The organism is Vibrio sp. B1Z05 (genome assembly GCF_052955985.1).
This window is the reverse complement of the sequence record NZ_CP130464.1, coordinates 31,898-53,190: the sequence shown is the minus strand read 5'-3', so window position 1 is coordinate 53,190 and position 21,293 is coordinate 31,898. Positions and strand designations below refer to the sequence as shown.

17 protein-coding genes are annotated in these 21,293 nt (G+C 43.7%); 4 read left to right on the top strand and 13 right to left on the bottom strand.

Annotated features, from left to right (window positions below; genetic code table 11):
- Nucleotides 1-31: 31 nt before the first annotated feature.
- From QV280_RS13190 to QV280_RS13145, 10 genes are all read right to left on the bottom strand, one after another.
- Nucleotides 32-376: an urease subunit beta gene (locus QV280_RS13190; RefSeq protein WP_152820267.1), complete on the bottom strand. Its 345-nt coding sequence runs from the start codon at nucleotides 374-376 to the stop codon at nucleotides 32-34.
- 80 nt (nucleotides 377-456) lie between these two features.
- Nucleotides 457-759, bottom strand: a complete 303-nt coding sequence (gene ureA / locus QV280_RS13185) for an urease subunit gamma (protein ID WP_023403283.1) — start codon at nucleotides 757-759, stop codon at nucleotides 457-459.
- Between the two features lie 25 nt (nucleotides 760-784).
- Nucleotides 785-1,732 carry an urease accessory protein UreD gene (locus QV280_RS13180; protein ID WP_152820265.1) on the bottom strand — a complete coding sequence of 316 codons (948 nt, stop codon included), beginning with the start codon at nucleotides 1,730-1,732 and terminating at the stop codon, nucleotides 785-787.
- Nucleotides 1,729-2,424, bottom strand: coding sequence for an urea ABC transporter ATP-binding subunit UrtE (gene urtE / locus QV280_RS13175; protein ID WP_023403281.1), 696 nt, complete (start codon nucleotides 2,422-2,424; stop codon nucleotides 1,729-1,731). Before urtE ends, QV280_RS13180 begins: the two co-directional genes overlap by 4 nt.
- A 1-nt stretch (nucleotide 2,425) precedes the next feature.
- Nucleotides 2,426-3,277, bottom strand: a complete 852-nt coding sequence (gene urtD, locus QV280_RS13170) for an urea ABC transporter ATP-binding protein UrtD (protein ID WP_023403280.1) — start codon at nucleotides 3,275-3,277, stop codon at nucleotides 2,426-2,428.
- Complete coding sequence (urtC, locus tag QV280_RS13165; protein ID WP_152820263.1) at nucleotides 3,274-4,449, bottom strand: urea ABC transporter permease subunit UrtC; 1,176 nt, start codon at nucleotides 4,447-4,449, stop codon at nucleotides 3,274-3,276. The genes urtD and urtC overlap by 4 nt, the downstream gene beginning before the upstream one ends.
- A gap of 10 nt (nucleotides 4,450-4,459) precedes the next feature.
- Complete coding sequence (gene urtB / locus QV280_RS13160; RefSeq protein WP_152820260.1) at nucleotides 4,460-6,088, bottom strand: urea ABC transporter permease subunit UrtB; 1,629 nt, start codon at nucleotides 6,086-6,088, stop codon at nucleotides 4,460-4,462.
- Between the two features lie 152 nt (nucleotides 6,089-6,240).
- Nucleotides 6,241-7,524: an urea ABC transporter substrate-binding protein gene (gene urtA / locus QV280_RS13155; RefSeq protein ID WP_023403277.1), complete on the bottom strand. Its 1,284-nt coding sequence runs from the start codon at nucleotides 7,522-7,524 to the stop codon at nucleotides 6,241-6,243.
- A 303-nt stretch (nucleotides 7,525-7,827) separates the two neighbouring features.
- Complete coding sequence (locus QV280_RS13150) at nucleotides 7,828-9,195, bottom strand: TrkH family potassium uptake protein (protein ID WP_152820258.1); 1,368 nt, start codon at nucleotides 9,193-9,195, stop codon at nucleotides 7,828-7,830.
- Nucleotides 9,192-9,854, bottom strand: a complete 663-nt coding sequence (locus tag QV280_RS13145) for a potassium channel family protein (RefSeq protein ID WP_152820255.1) — start codon at nucleotides 9,852-9,854, stop codon at nucleotides 9,192-9,194. The genes QV280_RS13150 and QV280_RS13145 overlap by 4 nt, the downstream gene beginning before the upstream one ends.
- 537 nt (nucleotides 9,855-10,391) lie before the next feature.
- On the opposite strand from QV280_RS13145, the gene QV280_RS13140 reads away from it, so the two are divergent.
- From QV280_RS13140 to QV280_RS13125, 4 genes are all read left to right on the top strand, one after another.
- Nucleotides 10,392-10,706 (top strand): hypothetical protein, encoded by a 315-nt coding sequence (locus QV280_RS13140; protein WP_253912538.1) that lies wholly within the window; start codon nucleotides 10,392-10,394, stop codon nucleotides 10,704-10,706.
- A gap of 466 nt (nucleotides 10,707-11,172) precedes the next feature.
- Nucleotides 11,173-13,623, top strand: coding sequence for a TonB-dependent receptor plug domain-containing protein (locus QV280_RS13135; RefSeq protein ID WP_172972801.1), 2,451 nt, complete (start codon nucleotides 11,173-11,175; stop codon nucleotides 13,621-13,623).
- Between the two features lie 81 nt (nucleotides 13,624-13,704).
- On the top strand, nucleotides 13,705-16,497 hold the full coding sequence (locus QV280_RS13130) for a M16 family metallopeptidase (RefSeq protein WP_152820252.1): 2,793 nt from the start codon (nucleotides 13,705-13,707) through the stop codon (nucleotides 16,495-16,497).
- A gap of 43 nt (nucleotides 16,498-16,540) precedes the next feature.
- A complete protein-coding gene (locus QV280_RS13125) occupies nucleotides 16,541-18,301 on the top strand; it encodes an ABC transporter ATP-binding protein/permease (RefSeq protein ID WP_152820249.1) in 1,761 nt (586 codons plus the stop codon).
- 80 nt (nucleotides 18,302-18,381) lie between these two features.
- On the opposite strand, the gene QV280_RS13120 is transcribed toward QV280_RS13125, so the two are convergent.
- The 3 genes from QV280_RS13120 to QV280_RS13110 all read right to left on the bottom strand — a co-directional run bounded on the left by QV280_RS13120 (nucleotide 18,382) and on the right by QV280_RS13110 (nucleotide 21,164).
- Nucleotides 18,382-18,654: a hypothetical protein gene (locus QV280_RS13120; RefSeq protein WP_152820247.1), complete on the bottom strand. Its 273-nt coding sequence runs from the start codon at nucleotides 18,652-18,654 to the stop codon at nucleotides 18,382-18,384.
- 28 nt (nucleotides 18,655-18,682) lie between these two features.
- Nucleotides 18,683-19,342 (bottom strand): hypothetical protein, encoded by a 660-nt coding sequence (locus tag QV280_RS13115; RefSeq protein WP_152820245.1) that lies wholly within the window; start codon nucleotides 19,340-19,342, stop codon nucleotides 18,683-18,685.
- Nucleotides 19,343-19,676: 334 nt separating this feature from the next.
- Nucleotides 19,677-21,164, bottom strand: a complete 1,488-nt coding sequence (locus QV280_RS13110) for a DUF1254 domain-containing protein (RefSeq protein ID WP_152820243.1) — start codon at nucleotides 21,162-21,164, stop codon at nucleotides 19,677-19,679.
- Nucleotides 21,165-21,293 lie beyond the last annotated feature (129 nt).

Genomic DNA, 21,293 nt, shown 5'->3' with positions numbered 1-21,293 from the left:
TAGTACTCAGCACTTTGTACTCAACACTTTATTACTCAAGACGGCCCATCACTTTTCCTTGAAATCCATACACCTCAAGTTTGCCAGCGTATTTCACCAGTTCTACCGTTCGAGATTGTCCGGGTTCAAAGCGGGTGGCTGTGCCTGCAGGAATGTTTAAACGGAAACCTTTTGTGGATTCTCGGGCAAAAATCAAGGCGTTATTCGCTTCATAAAAGTGATAATGCGAGCCAATTTGAATCGGTCTGTCGCCGATGTTTTCCACTTTAATAGACAGCGTTTCACGGCCGACATTTAATTCAATGCTTCCTTGGCCTGCCTCTATTTCACCGGGGATTAATGTGCCTGTTTTTGCTTTTGATTTTGCTACTGCCATTTTTCCGTCCCTAAAATTGTGTTGCAGAACTCGTCCCTGAGTATGATGGGGGTGATGCCTCGGCTTATTACAAGCCTGATTTAGACAATGGGATCATGAACAGTGACTAACTTAGTACCGTCAGGAAAGGTCGCTTCCACCTGCACATCAGGGATCATAGAGGCCACACCTTCCATAACTTGGTCATTGCTTAATATAGTGCGACCATAATCCATCAATTGCGCCACCGTTTTTCCCTCTCGAGCACCTTCTAAAATAGCGCTGCTGATCAAGGCGATAGATTCGGGATAGTTAAGCTTTAAGCCTTTATCTTTACGTTGTTGCGCTAACATTCCAGCGCAAAAAATCAACAGTTTGTCTTTTTCTCTCGGTGTTAATTCCATGTCGTTATTCTTCCCTAATTCTTTTTTAGGTCGCCCAAATGCGCGGTGGGGTTGGCGTCTCGCCTGTCCAATAATGTCGGACTTGTTGCCAAACCAAAGTGAAGGCAGACAAGATATCTTCACTCCACTCACCCAAAGCACGCACCACCATCAAGCCATCAATCTGAGTCACACTTAATAGCAAAGGCTGTTGCTGATGGCTTGTCGTCTGCCTTGCATCGGTGGCATCATTTGAGTTGTTCTCACTTACTATTGATAAAAGCAAACTCCGTACCAACTCCAATAATTCTTGTGAAACTTCACTCACATACAGCGTCCCCAGCATAGAGCGACCTAAAAGCCCCATATTTATCATGAGGTTATCTCCGCCATGAAAATTGATGCCTTCGACTAACAAACGCTTCCCGTCTTGGAAAATTTCAGTTTTCCCAACTAGATGACCCAGCTCAAATCCCTCTTTCAGTGCAGGTCGTCCAAAACAGTGCATTTCCCAACCGATAAATTGCGCCCCTGACTCAAGGTGAACTTCAGTATCTAAACGGCTGTAAGCATTAGGGAAAAAGATATTTTCTTGAGGAAGCCACTCTAGGCGAGCACCATTTTTGACCGACAGCACCTGCTTTTGGTGCGCATATTTACTGTCTGAACGATAGAATTTGGTCGCACCTGGTGTGGTAATTAAAGAGTGAGCGCCCGAGTGCAAGGTAACGTTAATATTAAGAGTATCCCCGCCAACCACACCGCCTGGAGGGTGCAGTAGGTAGGTATGGCAAGGCTTGCCTTCTGGGTATAAAGGCCGCTGAATCGCCAACGGCCCTTGTTGACTGCGGTGCTTAATGACCGTTTTATCGCCTCTATCGACAAAGCTCAAACAGAGCTGAGCTTTCCAGCCCTGCTCTGTTTGATGTTTGATCTCTGCGCCCAAAGGCGATAGCGCATCCGCGCTATCGTGCAAAGCAGAAGAAACACTCATACCGTTAGATACTCCTTAATCAAGCCTTCACTCAATTCTTGTATTTCTCCGGTCGCAACTTGTCTGCCTCTGTCTAAGATACAAAAGCAATCGCCAACCTTTCGCGCAAATGGAAGCTTTTGCTCCACCAGCAATACAGTTAAGCCCATTTTTTCATTAAGCATTCGAATAATATCGCCAATTTCTTGCACGATATTGGGCTGAATACCTTCAGTTGGTTCGTCTAAGATCAGCAATTTTGGATTGACCACTAGCGCACGCCCTATGGCGAGCTGTTGCTGTTGTCCCCCCGATAAGTCGCCACCTCGTCGATGTAGCATCTCTTTTAATACAGGGAAAAGATCGAAGATAAACTCAGGTATTTGGCGATCGCCCTTGTCACGAATCGGCAGTCCCACCTCTAGGTTTTCTTGCACCGTTAACATAGGGAAAATCTGACGTCCTTGCGGCACATAGCCAATCCCTTTGCGTGGTCGCTCTTCCGCATCTAAGCCCAGTATCGACTCGCCTTTTAGTAAAATATCGCCACTTTTGACCTTAACTAAGCCCATCACACATTCAAGTAAGGTGCTCTTACCCACCCCATTGCGCCCCATCAGCACAGTGCATTTGCCTTCTGGGATAGTGATATCTAAATCCCAAAGGGTATGACTTTCACCATAAAATTGGTTTAGCGATTTAATCTCTAACATCTTATTCTCCCAAATACACTTGCTTCACCTCAGGGTGAGCTTGCACTTGATCCATGGTGCCTTCCGCCAATACATGCCCTTGATGAAGCACAGTAACGTGACTGGCAATCGAGCGTACAAAATCCATATCGTGCTCAACCACCACCACGGAATGATTGCCCGCCAATGAGTTAAGTAGCTCTGAGGTGCGATCCATCTCTTGATGCGTCATGCCCGCTACCGGTTCATCCACCAATAGCAGTTTGGGGTTTTGCATCAGCAACATACCAATTTCTAACCACTGCTTTTGCCCGTGAGATAGGTTACCCGCCAATAACTTAGCGTTGTCTTTCAAATGGATAAGCTCTAATACCGATTCCAACTTATCACGCTGCTGCGATGACATTTTGGCTCTATATGTCCCCCATACCGAACGTACGCCCGCCATAGATAACTCAAGGTTTTGCCACACAGAAATACATTCAATCACGGTCGGTTTTTGGAACTTACGACCAATGCCGGCATTGGCAATTTCAGCTTCGTTCATTTCCAATAAATTGATGTTTGAACCAAGCCAAACCTTGCCTGAATCAGGCTTGGTTTTACCTGTGATGATATCCATCATGGTGGTTTTGCCTGCGCCGTTTGGCCCAATAATGCAGCGCAACTCTCCTTCACGGATATAAAGGTTCAGATCATTGATCGCTTTAAAGCCATCAAAGCTTTTGTTCACCCCTTCTGCGTACAGCAAAATGTTATGGCTGGTATCAATGAGCGGGTGAGTTTGCGGAATCAAAAAAGGAAACACTTGATCGCGACGAGTAAATGAACGCACGTTTTCCTTGAGAGTATTCATATTATCTAACGCACTCATAAATTGGCCTCCGCTGGCTTAGCCTCTGATTGACTCTGTTTTGCATCTTGTTGTTTGTTCGCCCTTTTAGCGTAAGTAAGTGCAAACTTGTCACTGATAAAGCCCATCACACCTTTTGGGAAATACATGGTTGAGAACACAAATAATCCACCCAATGCGAACAGCCAAATTTCTGGAAATTCCACCGTAAACCAGCTTTTGGCGTAGTTGATGATCAAAGCGCCAACGACTGCGCCTACTAAAGTGGCACGTCCACCTAACGCCACCCAAGCCACAATCTCAATGGAGTTAATTGGTGCAAACTCTCCCGGATTGATAATGCCCACTTGAGGTACATATAACGCCCCTGCGATCCCTGCAATGACCGCCGATAACACAAAGATCCACAGCTTTACGCCGTCTACGTCATAACCCATAAAGCGAGTACGAGACTCTGTATCTCTTATCGCCAATGCCACTCGCCCTAAGCGACTAGTGACTACGGTTCTGCACAACACATAGCTGATAATGAGCGCAATGCCGGAGCACACAAACAGCGCGATTTTGGTGCCATCTAGTTGCAAACTAAAGCCTAAAATATCTTTAAAATCGGTTAATCCATTATTGCCACCAAACCCCATTTCATTACGGAAGAACGACAACATCAGTGCGTAAGTTAAGGCTTGCGTCATAATGGACAGATACACTCCTGAAACCCTTGAGCGAAATGCCAAATAACCAAACACATACGCCAGTGCTCCCGGAATCAACACCACCATCGCCATGGCAAACCAAAACTGATCAAAGCCCTGCCAAAACCAAGGCAGATCGCTCCAATCCAGAAACACCATAAAATCGGGCAACAATGGATCGCCATACACGCCGCGATCTCCAATCTGACGCATCAAATACATGCCCATGGCATACCCGCCGATAGCAAAAAATGCGCCATGCCCCAGACTCAAAATCCCCAGATATCCCCACACTAAATCCAGTGCCAGCGCCAACATGGCGTAGCAAAGATACTTACCCATCAGCGAAATAGTGAAGGTCTCTACATGCAAAGGGTGCCCAGCAGGTAAAAGAGTATTGGCTAGAGGAATCAACACTACAGCCGCTAGCAAGGCAAGAATGGTGATTTGCCCCGCTCTATCTCCGCTCATGGCGGAAAGTACAAACGATCTTGACTTCATGACGCTCTCCTTAGCTATCAGCGGCGCGGCCACGTTGTGGAAAGAGTCCACGAGGGCGTTTTTGAATGAATAAAATGATAAACACCAATACAATGATCTTCGCCAATACGGCGCCAGCCCAAGGCTCAAGGATCTTGTTGAACAAGCCTAAGCTAAGCCCTGCAACCAATGTGCCCCATAAGTTGCCCACACCGCCAAACACCACCACCATGAACGAATCAATGATGTACGCTTGCCCCATATTTGGGCCAACATTGGTTAATTGAGAAAGTGCCACCCCAGCAATGCCCGCCACGCCAGAACCCAACCCAAAGGTCATGGCATCAACGCGCTCTGAGCGAATGCCCATTGCCCTTGCCATACCACGGTTTTGTGAAACAGCGCGAACTTGCAAACCTAATGGCGTTTTCTTTAACACCATCAGCAGTCCCATAAACACCAGCACACAAAACATAATGATGTACAGGCGGTTGTAGGTTAGCGATAACATAGGATTTAACTGTAAAGCTCCCGACATAAAATCAGGTGTGCTTACTGAACGATTTAAAGGAGAAAACACCGAGCGCACGGCTTGTTGCAGGATAAGACTGATACCAAAGGTGGCTAGCAGTGTCTCAAGGGGACGCCCATATAAATGACGAATAACGCTTCTTTCAATAAGCACGCCGACTAGCCCTGACACGATGAAAGCCATTGGAATAGACAGCAGCAACGCCAGAGCGGTGTTATTTGGTAGCAACAGTTGCATCACATAGGTGGTGTAAGCACCTATCATAATCAACTCACCATGCGCCATATTAATCACGCCCATTACGCCAAAGGTAATGGCTAGACCTATGCCCGCTAGCACCAGCACTGAACCCATACTAAGCCCAAAAAACAGCGTCTCAACCCCAGAGTACAAAGCCTGGCTTTGTTGATACTGAGCGAGGGTGTAGTTTGCCGCCTCAATAATCTGCTGATTATCCGATGACGCTAAAACGCTTTGCATGGTTTTAAACACAATAGCGTGTTTTTCATCACTCAAAGAGTGAATAGCTGCCACACGTTTATCCGTCGCCGCATTTACATCTAATGCGGTATCAATTGCTAAAGCAAAATGGATCAGCTCAATCACTTGGCTGTCATTCTCAGTAGCTAAACGAGTTTGCAAGGCATTGATTATGTGGTCATCTGTTTGACCTAGCAGGGACTCCACCGCACTGCGACGTGTCACTGGGTTAGGGTCGTTTAAGCCAAGGGAGGCAAGCTCTGCGCGAATTGCGCCGCGAAAACGGTTGTTAACGCGAATTTTTTTAAATAAGGATTTCTTTTCTACAACTCGCTGTTCACCATCCCAAACCGAGATCGCAGTTGAGCCTACTTTGTGGCTAGAAATTGTGTATAAAGAAAGGTATTTAGAATGCGACTTATCGTTAAAATAATATAAATCACCGTGTAGCCATGCATTCAATATTTGAGTGGAAGTCTCTGGAGTTTGGCTTGATACCAGCCAAGCAATCGCTTCTTGTTTACTTTGCGTATCGCGACCTTTCAGTGCTTGAGTAAAACTGTCTGAATCACTCACACTGGCCATTGCAAAGTTAATGCTAATCAGCAAGAACACGACAACTTTCAACCCATGATAAAAATGTCTCATGAACTGTGTCCTATAAAATAATGAGGCTGATAATCAAAGGTGATCATTCACCAAAAAAATATGCGCTCACTAAAGGTGTTAAAAATCACCTCCTTTTGCTCTTTCCCGAACTAACGCTACGAAAAAGAGCAAAAGAAAGCCTCACAGAATGATTAATTTCCGCCAGAGCACTTTTTGGTTTCTACGTTAAATGCGCCACAAGAGAAAGGTTTTGACCAGCTTGAAAATAACTTGGCTGATTCAGGTAAAAAGTCTGACCACGCATCGCCTGCTACTAGACCTTTTGTTTCCCAAACAATGTCAAATTGACCATCGTCTTGGATTTCACCAATCAATACTGGCTTAGTAATATGATGGTTTGGCAGCATAGTTGAATAGCCACCTGAAAGGTTCGGCACAGCAACACCAATCAAGGCATCTTGCACCGCTTCAGGGTCTGTTGTGCCTGCGTTAGTTACCGCTTGCACCCACATGTTGAATCCGATGTAGCTTGCTTCCATTGGATCGTTAGTCACGCGTTTATCGTCTTTGATAAATTTATGCCACGCTTCCACAAACTCTTCGTTAGCTTGAGTATCGACACTCATGAAGTAGTTCCATGCGGCAAGGTGTCCCACCAATGCGGAGGTATCCATCCCGGAAAGCTCTTCTTCACCCACTGAGAATGCCACCACTGGAATATCTTCTGATGAGATCCCCTGTGCGCCTAGCTCTTTATAAAACGGCACGTTTGCATCACCGTTGATGGTTGAAACCACCGCTGTTTTCTTGCCTTCAGAGCCAAATTTCTTCACATCCGATACAATAGATTGCCAATCCGAATGACCAAACGGGGTGTAATTGATCATGATGTCTTTATCAGAAACACCTTTGCTTTTCAGGTAGGCTTCCAAAATTTTATTGGTGGTACGCGGATAAACGTAATCCGTTCCCGCCAACACCCAGCGCTCAATGCCAAGTTCGTCCATCAAGTAATCCACAGCCGGAATTGCCTGTTGGTTTGGCGCGGCGCCAGTGTAAAAGACGTTTTTAGACGACTCTTCACCTTCGTACTGCACTGGATAGAATAAAATGCTATTGAGCTCTTCAAATACCGGCAACATTGATTTGCGCGATACCGAAGTCCAACCACCAAACACCACATCAACTTTTTCTTTTTCGATAAGCTCGCGCGCTTTTTCGGCAAACAGAGGCCAGTTAGAAGCCGGATCAACGACCACTGCTTCTAGCTTTTTACCTAGTAGGCCCCCTTTTTTGTTTTGCTCATCAACAAGCATCAAAACCGTATCTTTCAATGTGGTTTCACTGATGGCCATAGTGCCTGACAGTGAGTGCAATACGCCCACTTTGATGGTATCTGCGGCTTGCACCACGCCAGAGCCCAAAGTTAGTGCTAAAGATAAAACGGCTAATTTAGTGTTGAACGCCTTGTTCATAGTGAACATCTCCATATTATGATTATTAACTCATATGAAAATATCCAAGATTGATGCCAAGTTTTGCATCAATAAAACAAGCAAGTTAAACGGTTGATTTTTAAGTAGATAAAATCTTAACGCACAATAAGTGGGCAATAGCAGAATATTTGGATGGGTGATAACGGTGCAAACAAAGAAAGGATTGAACAATAAAAGAGCATACTTATCCACCTAAATGAGAAATAGTTTCACACTCATTTTTTAATAGAGAAGTATGCCCAGTTGCATCACGCGGAACGTTTGCTGATAAAGGTTATGCTGTTAACCAGTAAAGACCGGATCTTCTGGATATTTAACTAAGGTTTTTTCAGGCCTAGCCAACATGTAGGCTAAGGTCAAAGGCCCAATACGACCAATAATCATCACCACGATCATGATGAGTTTTCCTGGCTCTGAAAGTTCAGCGGTAAGCCCGGCACTGACACCAACCGTCGCAAACGCGGAAATGGTTTCAAAGATAATCACTTTAAATGGCGCTTGCTCGGTAATCATGAGTCCAAACATCGCAAAGAACAGCAAAATACCACTGACCACAATAATCGCTAAAGAGCGAGTCACCGTTTGACTACCGATAGTGCGATGAAATAGCACCACATGTTTCTTCTGACTCAAAAAGCTCCACGTTGCCAAGGTTGCCACAACAAAGGTCGATACCTTAATACCACCACCGGTAGAGGTTGAACCCGCACCAATCAGCATTAACAGCATCATAAATAGCATCGCAGGAGAAGTCAGCGAGGATAAATCAATGCTATTAAAACCGGCGGTACGCGCGGTTGCCGATTGGAAAAAAGCGGCAAACCATTGCTCAGACGTAGATAAACTGCCTAAAGTGGCGGCGTTGTTACGCTCCAATAGCCAAAACATCAGCGTACCCACAATAAGCAGAATTGGCGTACCCAATAGCATGATTTTGGTGTGCAGTTGTAGGTGCCTAAAGCCTTTGTGTAAGTTCGCGGATAAATCTCCCACCACAGTAAAGCCCAATCCGCCAAGGATAAACAGCGATGCTAAACAACTGATGACAATCGGGTCGCCCACAAAGCCTACTAGGCTATCTGAAAAGAGCGAAAAGCCAGCATTGTTAAAGGCAGAAATGGAATGGAATAAGGCGTAAAACATGCCAGTGCTCCAACCCATATCCGGCACCCAGCGGTAACTGAGGATCACAAAGCCGACAAACTCTGCGGCTAGAGCAAAAATAATGATTTTTTTCACCAAGCTGTGCAAATTAATGCGTCGGTCTTGTCCTAGCGCCTCTTTGGCTAACGCTTGTTGTTGCAAAGATAGGCGCACGCCAAACATATAAAGCAATACAGCAGAAAGTGTCATCTGACCAAGTCCGCCAATCTGCATCAAGATCATCAACAATATCTTGCCGCTGAGAGTGAAGTGTTGACCTGTATCCACCACGCCCAAGCCCGTTACACTAATGGCAGAGGTGGCGGTAAACAGGGCATCAGTCATCGACAAACCTGAAACAGAAAATACAGGAAGCGTCAGTAGCACTGCAGATGGAAACAAAATCATAAGAAAGCTGAGAACAATAATTCTCGGCTCACCACCTTTGCCACCCTTTCTTTCAGGCCCTAGGCTATAGACTCGGCTTTGATGAATTCTTGGTATCATAATGTACGTAGTTTTTGTGCAAGTATGGCTTCAGGGCCAACAATAATAATCACATCACCAATCTCTAAGCTTTTTTTATAGCTTGGTGAAGAGATTACTTCTGGCCCACGCTTGAGGGCAATAACACTGACCCCTTCTTCACGACATAGCGACATATCGGCTAAAGATTTACCCAGCATTTTCGCGCTAACAATCACTTCGGTTAATGCAATACCACTGCCTAGAGGATGGAAGTCCTTCACCCGCTTGTCTATCATTTGGTTTGCAATACGAATGCCCATTTCTCTTTCTGGCATGATGACTCTATCTGCGCCAACCTTGTGCAGTATTCTGGCATGAAACTTATCGTTAGCTTTTACCCACACCGTTTTACAGTGCGCTTCTTTTAATACTAAGGTGGTCAAAATACTGGCGTTGATATCGCTACCGATAGCAATCATGACCATGTCATATTGTTCTAACTTTAATTCCGCGACCGTTTCTTCTTGAGAGCAATTAGCCACAATCACCTCGGTTGAAAACTCAACCGCACTTTTTACTCGGTCTTCATCAACGTCTATAGCCAGCACTTGTGCTCCTGCTCGGCTTAATTCCTTACAGACGGATAAGCCAAACCGTCCCAAACCTATCACTGCATACTGCTTTTTCGCCGATCTCATTTACTTCCTCCAATGACACTGTTTGGTTTAACTACAATCCTTGCGATTTTCAGTATAGTAAACATCTGATTTACATAACGAAATATTGAATAATTAAAAGATAGTTATCAAAGTTCTGCAGTTTTAAAAATAGGGCCAATTTACACTGTAAAGATGCCCCCTATTCACAGGGTTGTAAATGGTTAATTAGCCACCACCGCGACCTCTACCATTACCCTCATGACCAATAAAAAAGAAACGTTTTAATAACAAAAGAACACGAGTGTACGCTGAAAATTGTTATGCGTGACATTGAATAATATTCCAATAGCCAAAGTTGTATTTAGAGTTAACACTTACCAAACTAAGCGCTTTTCATCCTTGAAAAATCAGCCTTTTATTATTCTATAAATGATACAAAATGTTAATAAAATGCACCTAATTGCTGAAAACAACCTGCATTTTAGTGTCTACTCCATCACGATCTTGAACGATAGTTTTCAGTATAGTTTGCTCTTTTTGTGTAGATAACATTAATCTAACAAAGAACTCACTAATATGCAGAATGATTCAATGACCCAAACGTCACAACGATTTTTACTTTTAACCAAATATCAACAAGCCGAAGCAAAGAAGCGCCAGCAGTTTATCGAGAAGTACCTAACAGAAACTGAGCCTAAACACTTTTTAGAAGCAAGCCGTTGGGAAGTGTTTTGTCAGAGACACTGTGTTGACATGCAGATAGCAAAGCCAAAGCGCGAAGAATTTGCCAAGTGGTGTTTTGATTTTAAAATGTGGCAAGGCGATCTATTTGTATTAGCGCCGCAATCCACCAACAGTGACTACTACTCAGGTAAATGCGCTAACTCATAACCCTACGCCCCCTCATACCCTATACAGTATGACTCCCCTTGCGGGGATGAATTGCTTTCTACGCCAAATATTACGTGTAACCATTCACGTATTACTTGCCAATTTTTGTCACGTTTACCATTCACTGGCATGCAACGCACTAATACTCACCAATCAAAGCAATAATACCAATCGTACTAAATATCTGCTCATTCTAGCTTGTTCAAATAGCATTTAATCCACACTATAAATATGGTTACTTTTTATACCACCTACTCTTTCCACCCCGTACAAACATAACAAAAACCAATAAAAACTTGAACTTACCATTAATTTCATGAATGAAAGCTTGTTTTTAATTTCTGAGTGTGGATGATATACACGCTAATGATAATGATTCGCATAAACATTCCGCAGTAACAGAATGTCCTTCTTTGTTAGCAAATCACTATCAATCACACTGTCTAGATTAAAAATTGTAGGATTTATGGATCGTTCTAACAAAATAACCCCACTAGCACTAGGGATAATTGCCGCTTTATATGGCGGATATGCTATCGCAGAGACTCAAACTAATTCAGCCACAACTGAAGAAAAAGGCGACCACGAAGTCATCGTGGTTACAGGAACAGCACTGACCATTGACCGTTTGGAATTAGAGCAATCACCCAAAGATAATCCAACGCTATCTGAGGCGATCAAGCATGAGCCTAGAGTGGGTGTTGATGATGCGCAAAGTTCACTGCAAGGTGGCGATCTAACACCAGAAGAAATCTCCTTATCAGGAGCTAGACCCCATCAAACCAAATACACCATTGATGGTGTCGGCGTAAACAACAATACTACCTTTGGTGGCACTAATGATTTACCTGGGAGCCTAAGCTCAGGACACACTTCAGGTTACTTCATTGACACTAACCTTATTGATAGCATTGAGGTTTTAGACCATAACATTGGCGCGGAATACGGCGGCTTTACCGGTGGTGTCGTCAACGCACATGTGCGTAAACCAACTGATGAATTTGTGATTGATTATAACTATCGCATGAATGACAGTTCTTGGAACTCCAAGCAGAAAGTGGGGATCAACTTTGCAGACGATTATGGTACCCCTATCGATGGTTCAGGCTACTACCAACCTAACTACCAAAAGCGCATGCACTCCTTACATATTGGCGGCGCTATTAGTGAGACGCAAAAGCTAGCGCTTAACGTCAGTCATCAGGCATCGGATATTCCAATGGCGAATGGCAAAGATTCTGACCAAACCATGGACAACCTATTCCTTACCCATATTTGGGAATCTGGCGCATGGCAGACAACCACAGATTTTCGCTATACCGGTCACCATAAAAACACTTTCTTAAATGACGCAAACAGCAATGATGCTGTTCAAGAAGGCAGTGATTCAGTTGTTACTCACGCAGGCATGGGCGGTACATTTAAACTCGATTACATGTTTGACAGTGGTCACTGGCAAACCACGCTGGCGTACGATCATTTAATCGATGAACGTGAATCTGATCATGATTATTTTGGCTCGTTCTTTGTTTTCGGAGCGGATGGTCTAGAAATGTACAATCAGGGAAGCTACGGCAACCTGAAGCAATCTCAAGACTCGTACTTAGTTAAATCAGTCTATTATTCTGATCCAACTTACATCGGTAACGTAGAGCTTCAACCTAGTATCGGTATAGAAGCAACCCACCAGCAAAGTACCGTTGATCGCGCCAATGATTTTGTTGCCTACCAATATCTTGATTTTGGTAGCCCAAGCATTTCAACCTTAACTCGCTACAATGCCTCAAACTACGACGTTGATGCTCAGCAATACAGCCTATTTGCTGACAGCAAAATGCAATGGGATCGTTGGGGGCTTTACTTAGGTGGTCGTGTTGACCACATGAGTGTATTTGAGCAAACCGTATTCTCACCTCGTATTGCCACGAGCTGGGATTTCGATCTTGTTAACACTAACCGCATTACCTTGGGTGCTAACCGTTACTACAGCTCGAATATGCTTGGCTTCGCACTACAAGCAGAACAAGACAACTACCTTTCTCGTTCTAGTAGCTGTACGCCAAACGATGGTGATTGGAACAACCTAGATGAAAGTAACCTGACTTGTGCATCAACTGAAACATTCGATGGCGCAGCACTCAGCTCAGCAGATGTGCCTTACTCTGATGAACTTACTGCATCTTGGGATATCAATGTCAGTAACTTCGCTTTCGATACGACATACATCTACCGTATGCAAAGAGATGGCATTACTTTCTCTGAAGACTCGGACCTAGGCATAGCGACGATCCACAACAATATCGAAAGTGACGACCACATTATTAGCCTTGAAGTTGCCACTCGTAAACCATACGAAGTTGCAGGGGGGTACTTTAGTGCCAACTGGAGAATTGCCTACAACTATCGCCGTGGTCACGGTGACTTAAAAGGCACTTATGGTGCGGGTAATAACCTAAACGGTGGCTACCAAGATGAGTGGGTAATGGTTGACGGCGAGTTAGTTCGCTATAGCGAAATGGATGTGAGTGGTTACCAATCTCCAATAAAAAGCAGCTTAGATCTGAATATGTTCTGGGCAAACGCTGGCGTGGTTTGGAACAACCGAGTGAACTATCAGCAAGGTAAAAAAGACAATGTGTATCTAGGTGTTGAATCAGTTGAAATTGATGGACAACCAGAAACAGTCAATTCTTTGCAGTCTGTCGAACTCGACGATCTTGTGACGTGGGATATGGCCATTAACTGGACTCCAACTCAGCTTAATAACCACCTAATCCTGGGTCTGAGCGTAACCAACATTCTAAATACTCAAGAAGTTATCTCTACTTCCGGTATTCACGTTGATGGTCTGGTTGTTCCAGACGATTACTACAACTCAGGTCGACAAATATGGCTAAACGTCAATCTGCGTAATTAAACCTAATGCCATCTATTTTCATCTCTTTTGAGTCACCTAATAAATAACCAGGAGTTGGCGCGCTTTGCGCGCCACTATCGTATGAAATATATTCCCATTTTGATAGCCGCATGCATTGCCATCACTGGCTGCCAACAAAACAAAACAAACATTGAAGATCCTCAGTTACCAATACGCCAAGATATGATCCAAGGCGAACTTGATAACGGTATGCGTTATATCTTAGTGGAAAATAACCGCCCGAAAGATCGCGTATCACTTCAACTGGTTGTTAACGCTGGTTCTTTAGATGAAGACGATGACCAAAAAGGCATTGCTCATTTGGTTGAACACATGGCCTTTAACGGGACTGAGCAGTTTCCTGCCAACACCCTAATTGAACATCAACAAGCACTCGGTATGGTATTTGGGCGTGATGTCAACGCCATGACCGAATATTACACCACCTCTTACTTCCTACACTTACCAAATAGCTCAGAAGAGATGCTAAGTGAAGGTTTTAACATGCTTTCTCAACAAGCGAGCGCTCTGGTCTTTGATCAAGATGAACTGGAACGTGAACGTCCTGTTGTCGAAGAAGAATGGCGTAGCACTTTGAGTATGATGGCACGCCTAGGCAAAGCCAATCGCCAAATTCTACTTGAAGGTAGCCGCTTTGGTGATCGTGAGCCTATCGGCGATATGGATCTGGTGCGTCATGTAGATGCAAGTCGCATAGAAGCATTTTGGCACGATTGGTACCATCCAAATAATATGACCCTGATTGTGGTCGGTTCAACCAACCAAGCTGAAGTGGAAAAAATGCTTAATCGCTACTTTGCACCTCTGCCGGCCAAAGAGCTTCCACAACGCCCACAATTAAACGTACCTTTAGACAATACTCTTGATCTAAAAGTGATTGCCGACAAAGAAATCACCACTGAAGTACTCTCTTTTAACTTTAGAGACTATGAAGTGACGCCGCATACTGAATCGGAATTGCGCGCTAAACTGGTTAACGATATCACCATGCAAGTGCTCAACAAGCGCCTGCGTGAGCAATACCAAGTAGAGAGTGACAACATCAGTAAATTGATGATGATGACACGTCCAATGGCTGCCGGTTATCGCAACAACCGTCTTATGGTGATTTTGACAGGTAAAAACTACCTTGCGAGCACTGAAGAAGCGTTTGAACAGCTCAGTCGTTTTGCCGCACATGGTTTTAATCAAGACGATCTGAATACCGAACGTCAATCCATGATCAATCGCTATTCGCAAATGGCTGACTCACTACGCAACACCACCAACCGCCGCGAAATGATGTCTATCTTTAACCGTTTGCGCTCACAATCGCCACTGATCGATTCAGATCAATACGCTGTGGTGATTGAAAAACTGTCAAATAGCATCACCCTTGACGAAATCAATGCGCACCTAAAGCGCATGGTACAAACGCTTAATCCATTAGTTATTGCGCAAGTAAAAGTAGACAACCAAGCGCAATTACCAAGCGTTGCCCAATTACAACAAGCATGGGAATACGCCAAGGCCAATCCTCCTGCCGCCATTGCGCCGGTTACCGTGAGCAAAAAGCTAGTTTCTGATGTGCCTGAAGCTGCCAAAATTGTCGCTTACAAAGAACAACAAGGCGTAAAAATGTGGACGCTAGAAAACGGCGCTCAAGTTTGGTTTGAATACAGTGATGAGTCGAGCAATGAACTGCGCTTAGATTATCGCGGTTGGGGTGGCAGTCAGCATCTTCCTGCTGAGCAACGTTCAATTGCACTGCTACTGCGTCAAATGAGTAAGTTTGGCTACGGCGGCTTTAGCACTGACCAACTGGCAATGCTAAATGCTCCTTATTCAAACCGCATCAGCAGTTATGTAAACCAAAGTATGCATGGTTTTTCGGGTACTTCGAACCCGAAATCACTAGAAAACTGGTTACAAAACGTCTATCTACAAATCACACAACCGCAAGTAGACGAGGAGCTTTGGCAAGCCTCTAAACGCTTGATGGAACGTGGTATTGAGAACCAAAAAACAAGCTCAAATGGTCAATTTAACACTGCAATCGATGCAATTCGTTATGTAAACAACCCTGAGCGCTTGCGTTTAACCAAAGAGCAATTAAGCAAGATTGAGACTAAAGATCTGTTCAACGTTTGGAACATGCTGTTTTCCAACGCTAACCAGCATCACTTGATTGTGGTCGGTAATGCCGATGCAAAACAAGTGATTGAACTTGCGCAGCGTTATATCGGCTCGTTGCCAGCAAGTGCAGAAGCTTACTCTCAAATCGAACTTCCGCCTCTAGGCAGTGGCAAGCATGAAGTTAGAATTGCCGCCGGCGAAGAGCCTATGGCAATCACAAGCTTGCTGTTCAATCAGGACTTTGCTTACAGCACGCAACGTGGTGATAAAGCGTATCTATTAAGCCGCATTATTTCTAATCGTTTACGTGAATCTTTGCGTGAAGAGGCGGGCGGCGTGTATTCGGTGCGCTTTGCCATTCGACTAGACAGAAACCGCAACCAAGCCTTTGGCATGCTGAGTTATGGGCATGATCCACTGCGTGTTGAAGAGCTAAGAACCAAAGCAACGGCTGTGCTAGACAAAGTATTAGAGCAAGGTGTTACCCAAAAAGAGCTTTCCGAAGTCATTGCGCAAACAAAGAACTCACTCGCACCAGACAATATCTCGGATCGTCAGCGCCTAAATTATCTTAATGACGCAGCGCAATACGGAGATAGCCTAACCTCTGTTGCTGATTATTTGGCATGGGTAGACAGTGTCACTCCAGCTCAAATGGATGAAATGGCAAAGCAAATATTGGTCACTAACAATTGGATCGATGCCAGTTTAATGCCTGCTGAAAAAGCAGAAGATTAATAAATTTCGACCTTAATACAAGCACATACGGCTTATACGCTGTATGTGCTTTAGTCACATCAGGGAATGTATGTTAATCCTTAAACAATTTTATGCTATAGCAAAACCCTATTGGTCTAGCAAAGCCAGTATCATGTCGTGGCTGCTATTTGCCGCCACCGTTGCGCTATCTTTATTGCTTGTTCAGGTGATGGTGAAACTGAACGTTTGGAATAAAGAATTTTTTGATGCCTTGGCCGCATTAGATGGTCCGCTAATTTACGACCTGCTACTTAAATTTATTGGCTTTGTGGCCATCATCGTAGTGATGAAAGTCTACGCAAAGTGGCTACAACAATGGGTGGAAATTCGTTGGCGTACTTGGCTTACCGAGCGCCTTGTCGGTCGTTGGTTAAGCAACCAAAACTTTTATCGACTCACGCTTACCGAAGAGCCTGATAACCCAGATCAACGTATTGCTGAAGACATTAAACTACTCACCACTGATACCTTAACCCTGATTTTGGGTTTAATTCAAAGTGTGGCGACTATATCCGCATTTAGTGTCATCTTGTGGAACCTTTCCAGTGACTTTTTATTGCCTCTATTTGATGACGTTAAAATATCGGGTTACTTACTGTGGCTCGCCATAATTTATTCGCTCGTCGGCGCCGGCGTTACGCACTTTTTTGGCCATAAACTGCATAAACTCTACTATCAACAACAACAGCGAGAAGCAAACTTTCGTGCTCGACTGCTGCGTAGCCGCGATAGCGCCGAACAAATTGCTTTAATGCATGGTCAACAGCGAGAGAAATCCCAGCTAGACTCCACATTTGACGATATTTCGTTCAACTGGAAAGCCCTAATGGGACGTGAGAAAAAGCTAGGCATGGTCATCAACACCTATCATCAAATTGCGGCTATGGTACCTTACTTTGCTGCTATTCCTGCACTGATGGCAGGCGTGATTACCGTTGGAGGTCTATTCCAAGTACGTATGGCCTTTATGCGTGTTTACAGCTCACTAAGTTGGTTTATCTTCCGTTATGACGACCTAACTTATTGGAGTGCCACCGTTGTCCGTTTAACCCAATTTATTGAAGCTATGGATAAGTGCGAAGCATTCTCGCAAACCGCACCAAACAAAGGGTCTACGCCTCATCCAGTAACAGCAGACAAGCCTTTTGCTACACCTTATGGCTTATCTTGCGAGCAATTGAGCATACAAAAACCAAACGGTCAGATACTGCTTTCCAATATTTCATTGCAAGTGAAGTCAGGAGAGTCGTTGATGATCAGAGGGGCCAGTGGCTTAGGTAAATCGACACTACTGCGCACATTGGCGGGCATTTGGCCATTTTATCAAGGTCAATTCCACACCGATGATCACAACGTGTTACTACTTCCTCAAAAGCCTTATCTGCCAAAAAGCAGTATGCGTGAATGTTTAAGCTACCCGCAAGCACCAAGCTCAGACGATGCGCCCTATCAAACCGCTCTAGAGCGAGTTGGACTTAGCGCACTGGCAGAAGACTTGGACAATGAAACCGAATGGCAAATGAAGCTCTCGGGAGGCGAACAACAAAAAATTGCTCTAGCGCGTGCTTTGGTACAAAAACCTCAACTGCTGATCCTAGATGAAGCCACCAGTAGCCTTGATGAACCAAGTGCCTACGCCCTGATTGAGCAATTGCGTACTCTATTGCCGCATAGCACCATCTTGATGGTCAGTCACCAAAGCCACCTAACCGAGCTGTTTGAACGGGTAATGGAGCTAGGTACGGACAAGCACACCACAACACCATTGCTTTCAGCGAGTTAGATCCACTAGCTAAATAAAGAAAGTAAACTGGCATGAAAAAGGCCTGACTCCAATAGTGTATGGGAGTCAGGCCTTTGAGGTTATTTAATTAGATCCCATTCATTATTGCCACATTGTGGACAATCGAATCGCTCAGAAACCCATTTTGTAATTTCATCGGAAAAAGCAAGCATAGCCACCCCACCGGCGACTATTGCAACACAAATAGCAAAAGCAAAACCTGTTCCTGCAAATAGATATGCTACCCAAGAATATCCACCAAATCCGACTATTCCACCGCCGAGTAGTTTAAAGAAAAACTCTTTGTTTGCTTCCTCTAGATAACCGCAGTGTTTACATTTTAATTTTGACATTAGGAGTCTCTTAAAAGATTTACTTCAATTACATATCCAAATCTTTTGATACATTTGTTATATGATCGATAAAAGCATCTTCCCACTTTTGGATACGAATTGTTTTTGGGTGAGGTGCTCGAATTGTTATTTTAGGTAACTCTGGGTGAATCACTCTTTTAAAATGCTTATCTGGTAAACCAAGGATCTCTTCAAACTTTGCATCTTTGTACAAATTAACTAAACGATCATCATTTTTATGGTTGGTAAAAAAGACTAGAACATCAGGTTTTATAATTTCGATTTCATTTTTAACAAGTCCATCAAACTCAAGAATACTTGCAATAACATCATTCTCAGTAGGAGTCCCGCTGTTTTGATCAAATCGATTCAGGTTACTCCACGCAACAGAGCAGCGATCTATACCTAATACTCTCTCAATCTTACGTGTAATGTTCCAAAATGGTGTTTGACTATAATTTTCACCTACATTGAAGTTTTTATAAGCATCGACCTGCTCTTCAATATTGCTTGATTGAAGCCAACCATGAGTTTCTTGTCCAACAATCATGAGCTTAGTTTTTTGTTTGTAATAACTATCTAAGCTCATCAACAATGGTCCATTTAAAGAATATTGTTCATGTTCAATTAAAGTACTATTAAAACGTTTAATATTATTTTCATATAGTTCTTCTAAAGTTAACTCCATAGCCAACACCTATTATTATTTAGTTTAATATCACAAATGCTTTTAAAATAATGTGTAACACCAAGCATAGGTAATTAATTTCATATTGATTAAAGTGAATTATAAAACATTAAATCACTACCTTATACAACCTATTTCTTAATGGTTATCACTGAATAGAAAATGATTTAATACTTATTATTACATAGACTAAAAACATATAGATTAGATTATATTTTCCTATCAAGTCACTTTATTAGTCTTTAATGAACTATATACAAACATGAAAAGGCCTGACTCCAATAGTGTATGGGAGTCAGGCCTTAATTTGACTTTATAACGTCACGTTATTGAGTTATTTAACCAGTTTAAAATCACTAGGTTTCCATGAGTTATCAAACCATGCTTGCGTTGGACCATAAACACGGAAAATCACGTTATAACCCTTGCCATCCACCGTTTGAACCCAATTTCCTTCAGCGCCTTGCGGAGCTTTGGGTGCAAAGTGGATAGTGGTTGAACCGTCCGCGTTTTTCTTCACACCTTGGCTTAATCCGTCTACCCCGGCCGCTTTTTGATCTGTCTCTAACATAGAGCGGGTTTGATTGTCGTACACCATAAACGACCAGAACTTAGTTACAGGCACGCCTGCTGGTAGCGTGACCGTATAGTGTTTTGAACCATCAAACAGCTTGTCGTCTTGATCTCGAGTCGCTAGAAGGTAATCAGAACCTTTACCCTCGGTTTTGGTCACCATATCTGGGGTGATACCCGTCGCCATAAAGTGGAACAATGCTCGATCATCGGCGTTAATCACGCCATTTTCATTGTCGATAAACTCATGACCATTTACCAATGGCGTAAACCACTTTCTATCTTGATAGCGAGTCACCGACTCGTCTGGATGGAAGTAATAACTGCGCGCTTCGGCGGTCGCAATTTTTGAGGCTTCTTTTAAAATACCTTGCATGCGTGTATCCGGTGCAAATGGCTTACCTTTTTCAATGCCTAAACTTTTTGCCATAGATAACCACTCTGCATCAAACACCGCTGACGGCTCGTATTGGATCAACTCATTGATTTCCGAATAAAAAGACTCATCCATCGCGTGCACTGTGTTGTACTTAACGCCCGAGAAATTTTTAAAATTAGTACGTTCTTGCTCACCGTATGGGTACAACTTCATGGTCTCTTTTAGCTTTGCGATATCACTGTCCATCGTTTGCGGTGTAGTGATCACACGCAGTAGTAACCAGTGACGGTAACCCTCTGATTTAATGTGAATATACCCTTCAGGCAACTCTCCCTGATACGATGAATGGTAGAAGAAGTATTTTCCGCCCTTACCTTGGTCTTGTGGATGAGTTGCTCCAACACGTGCCACAAACTTAAAGGCTGCGTTATCTACTAAACCGAGGACGGGAGTGCCGACTTCAAGAACGACTGGCCCTTGTTTTAAGTCAATCTCACCTGACACATAAGGAGTGGTTGTGTTGGCGGTTAACCAGATACTTTTTGCATCCAATAAGTCCTCAGAAATACCTATAGTGCGGTTTGCCTCCATACCGATACTTTGATGACCGGCCAATAAACCTTGAATCGAAGCAACAGGGATGCCTGAAAGGAAAACACGAACCGCGTCGGCTGTATCCACAAAATCACTCGCCTTATTGTACGTATCAAGAGATGGTGCACCATCTGTGTACGAAAGCTCACCTAAATATTTTGACTCCACTTGATTAGGAGTAATGATTGAAGCGGGTACGTCGGCCTCATAAGTTGCAGCATTCGCAGATGCAACTAAACCCAGAGTCATGATCGTAGTAATAAGTGTTTTTTTCATATATCCACCTGTAATTTCAACTAAGTCTAAGTATTTGCTGTTGCGTAAAGAATAGGCACTTGCCTTATTTGCGTCTAACGACTTATGCTTATAATTGATTATGACTGAAGTGAATAATAGGCTCGAATT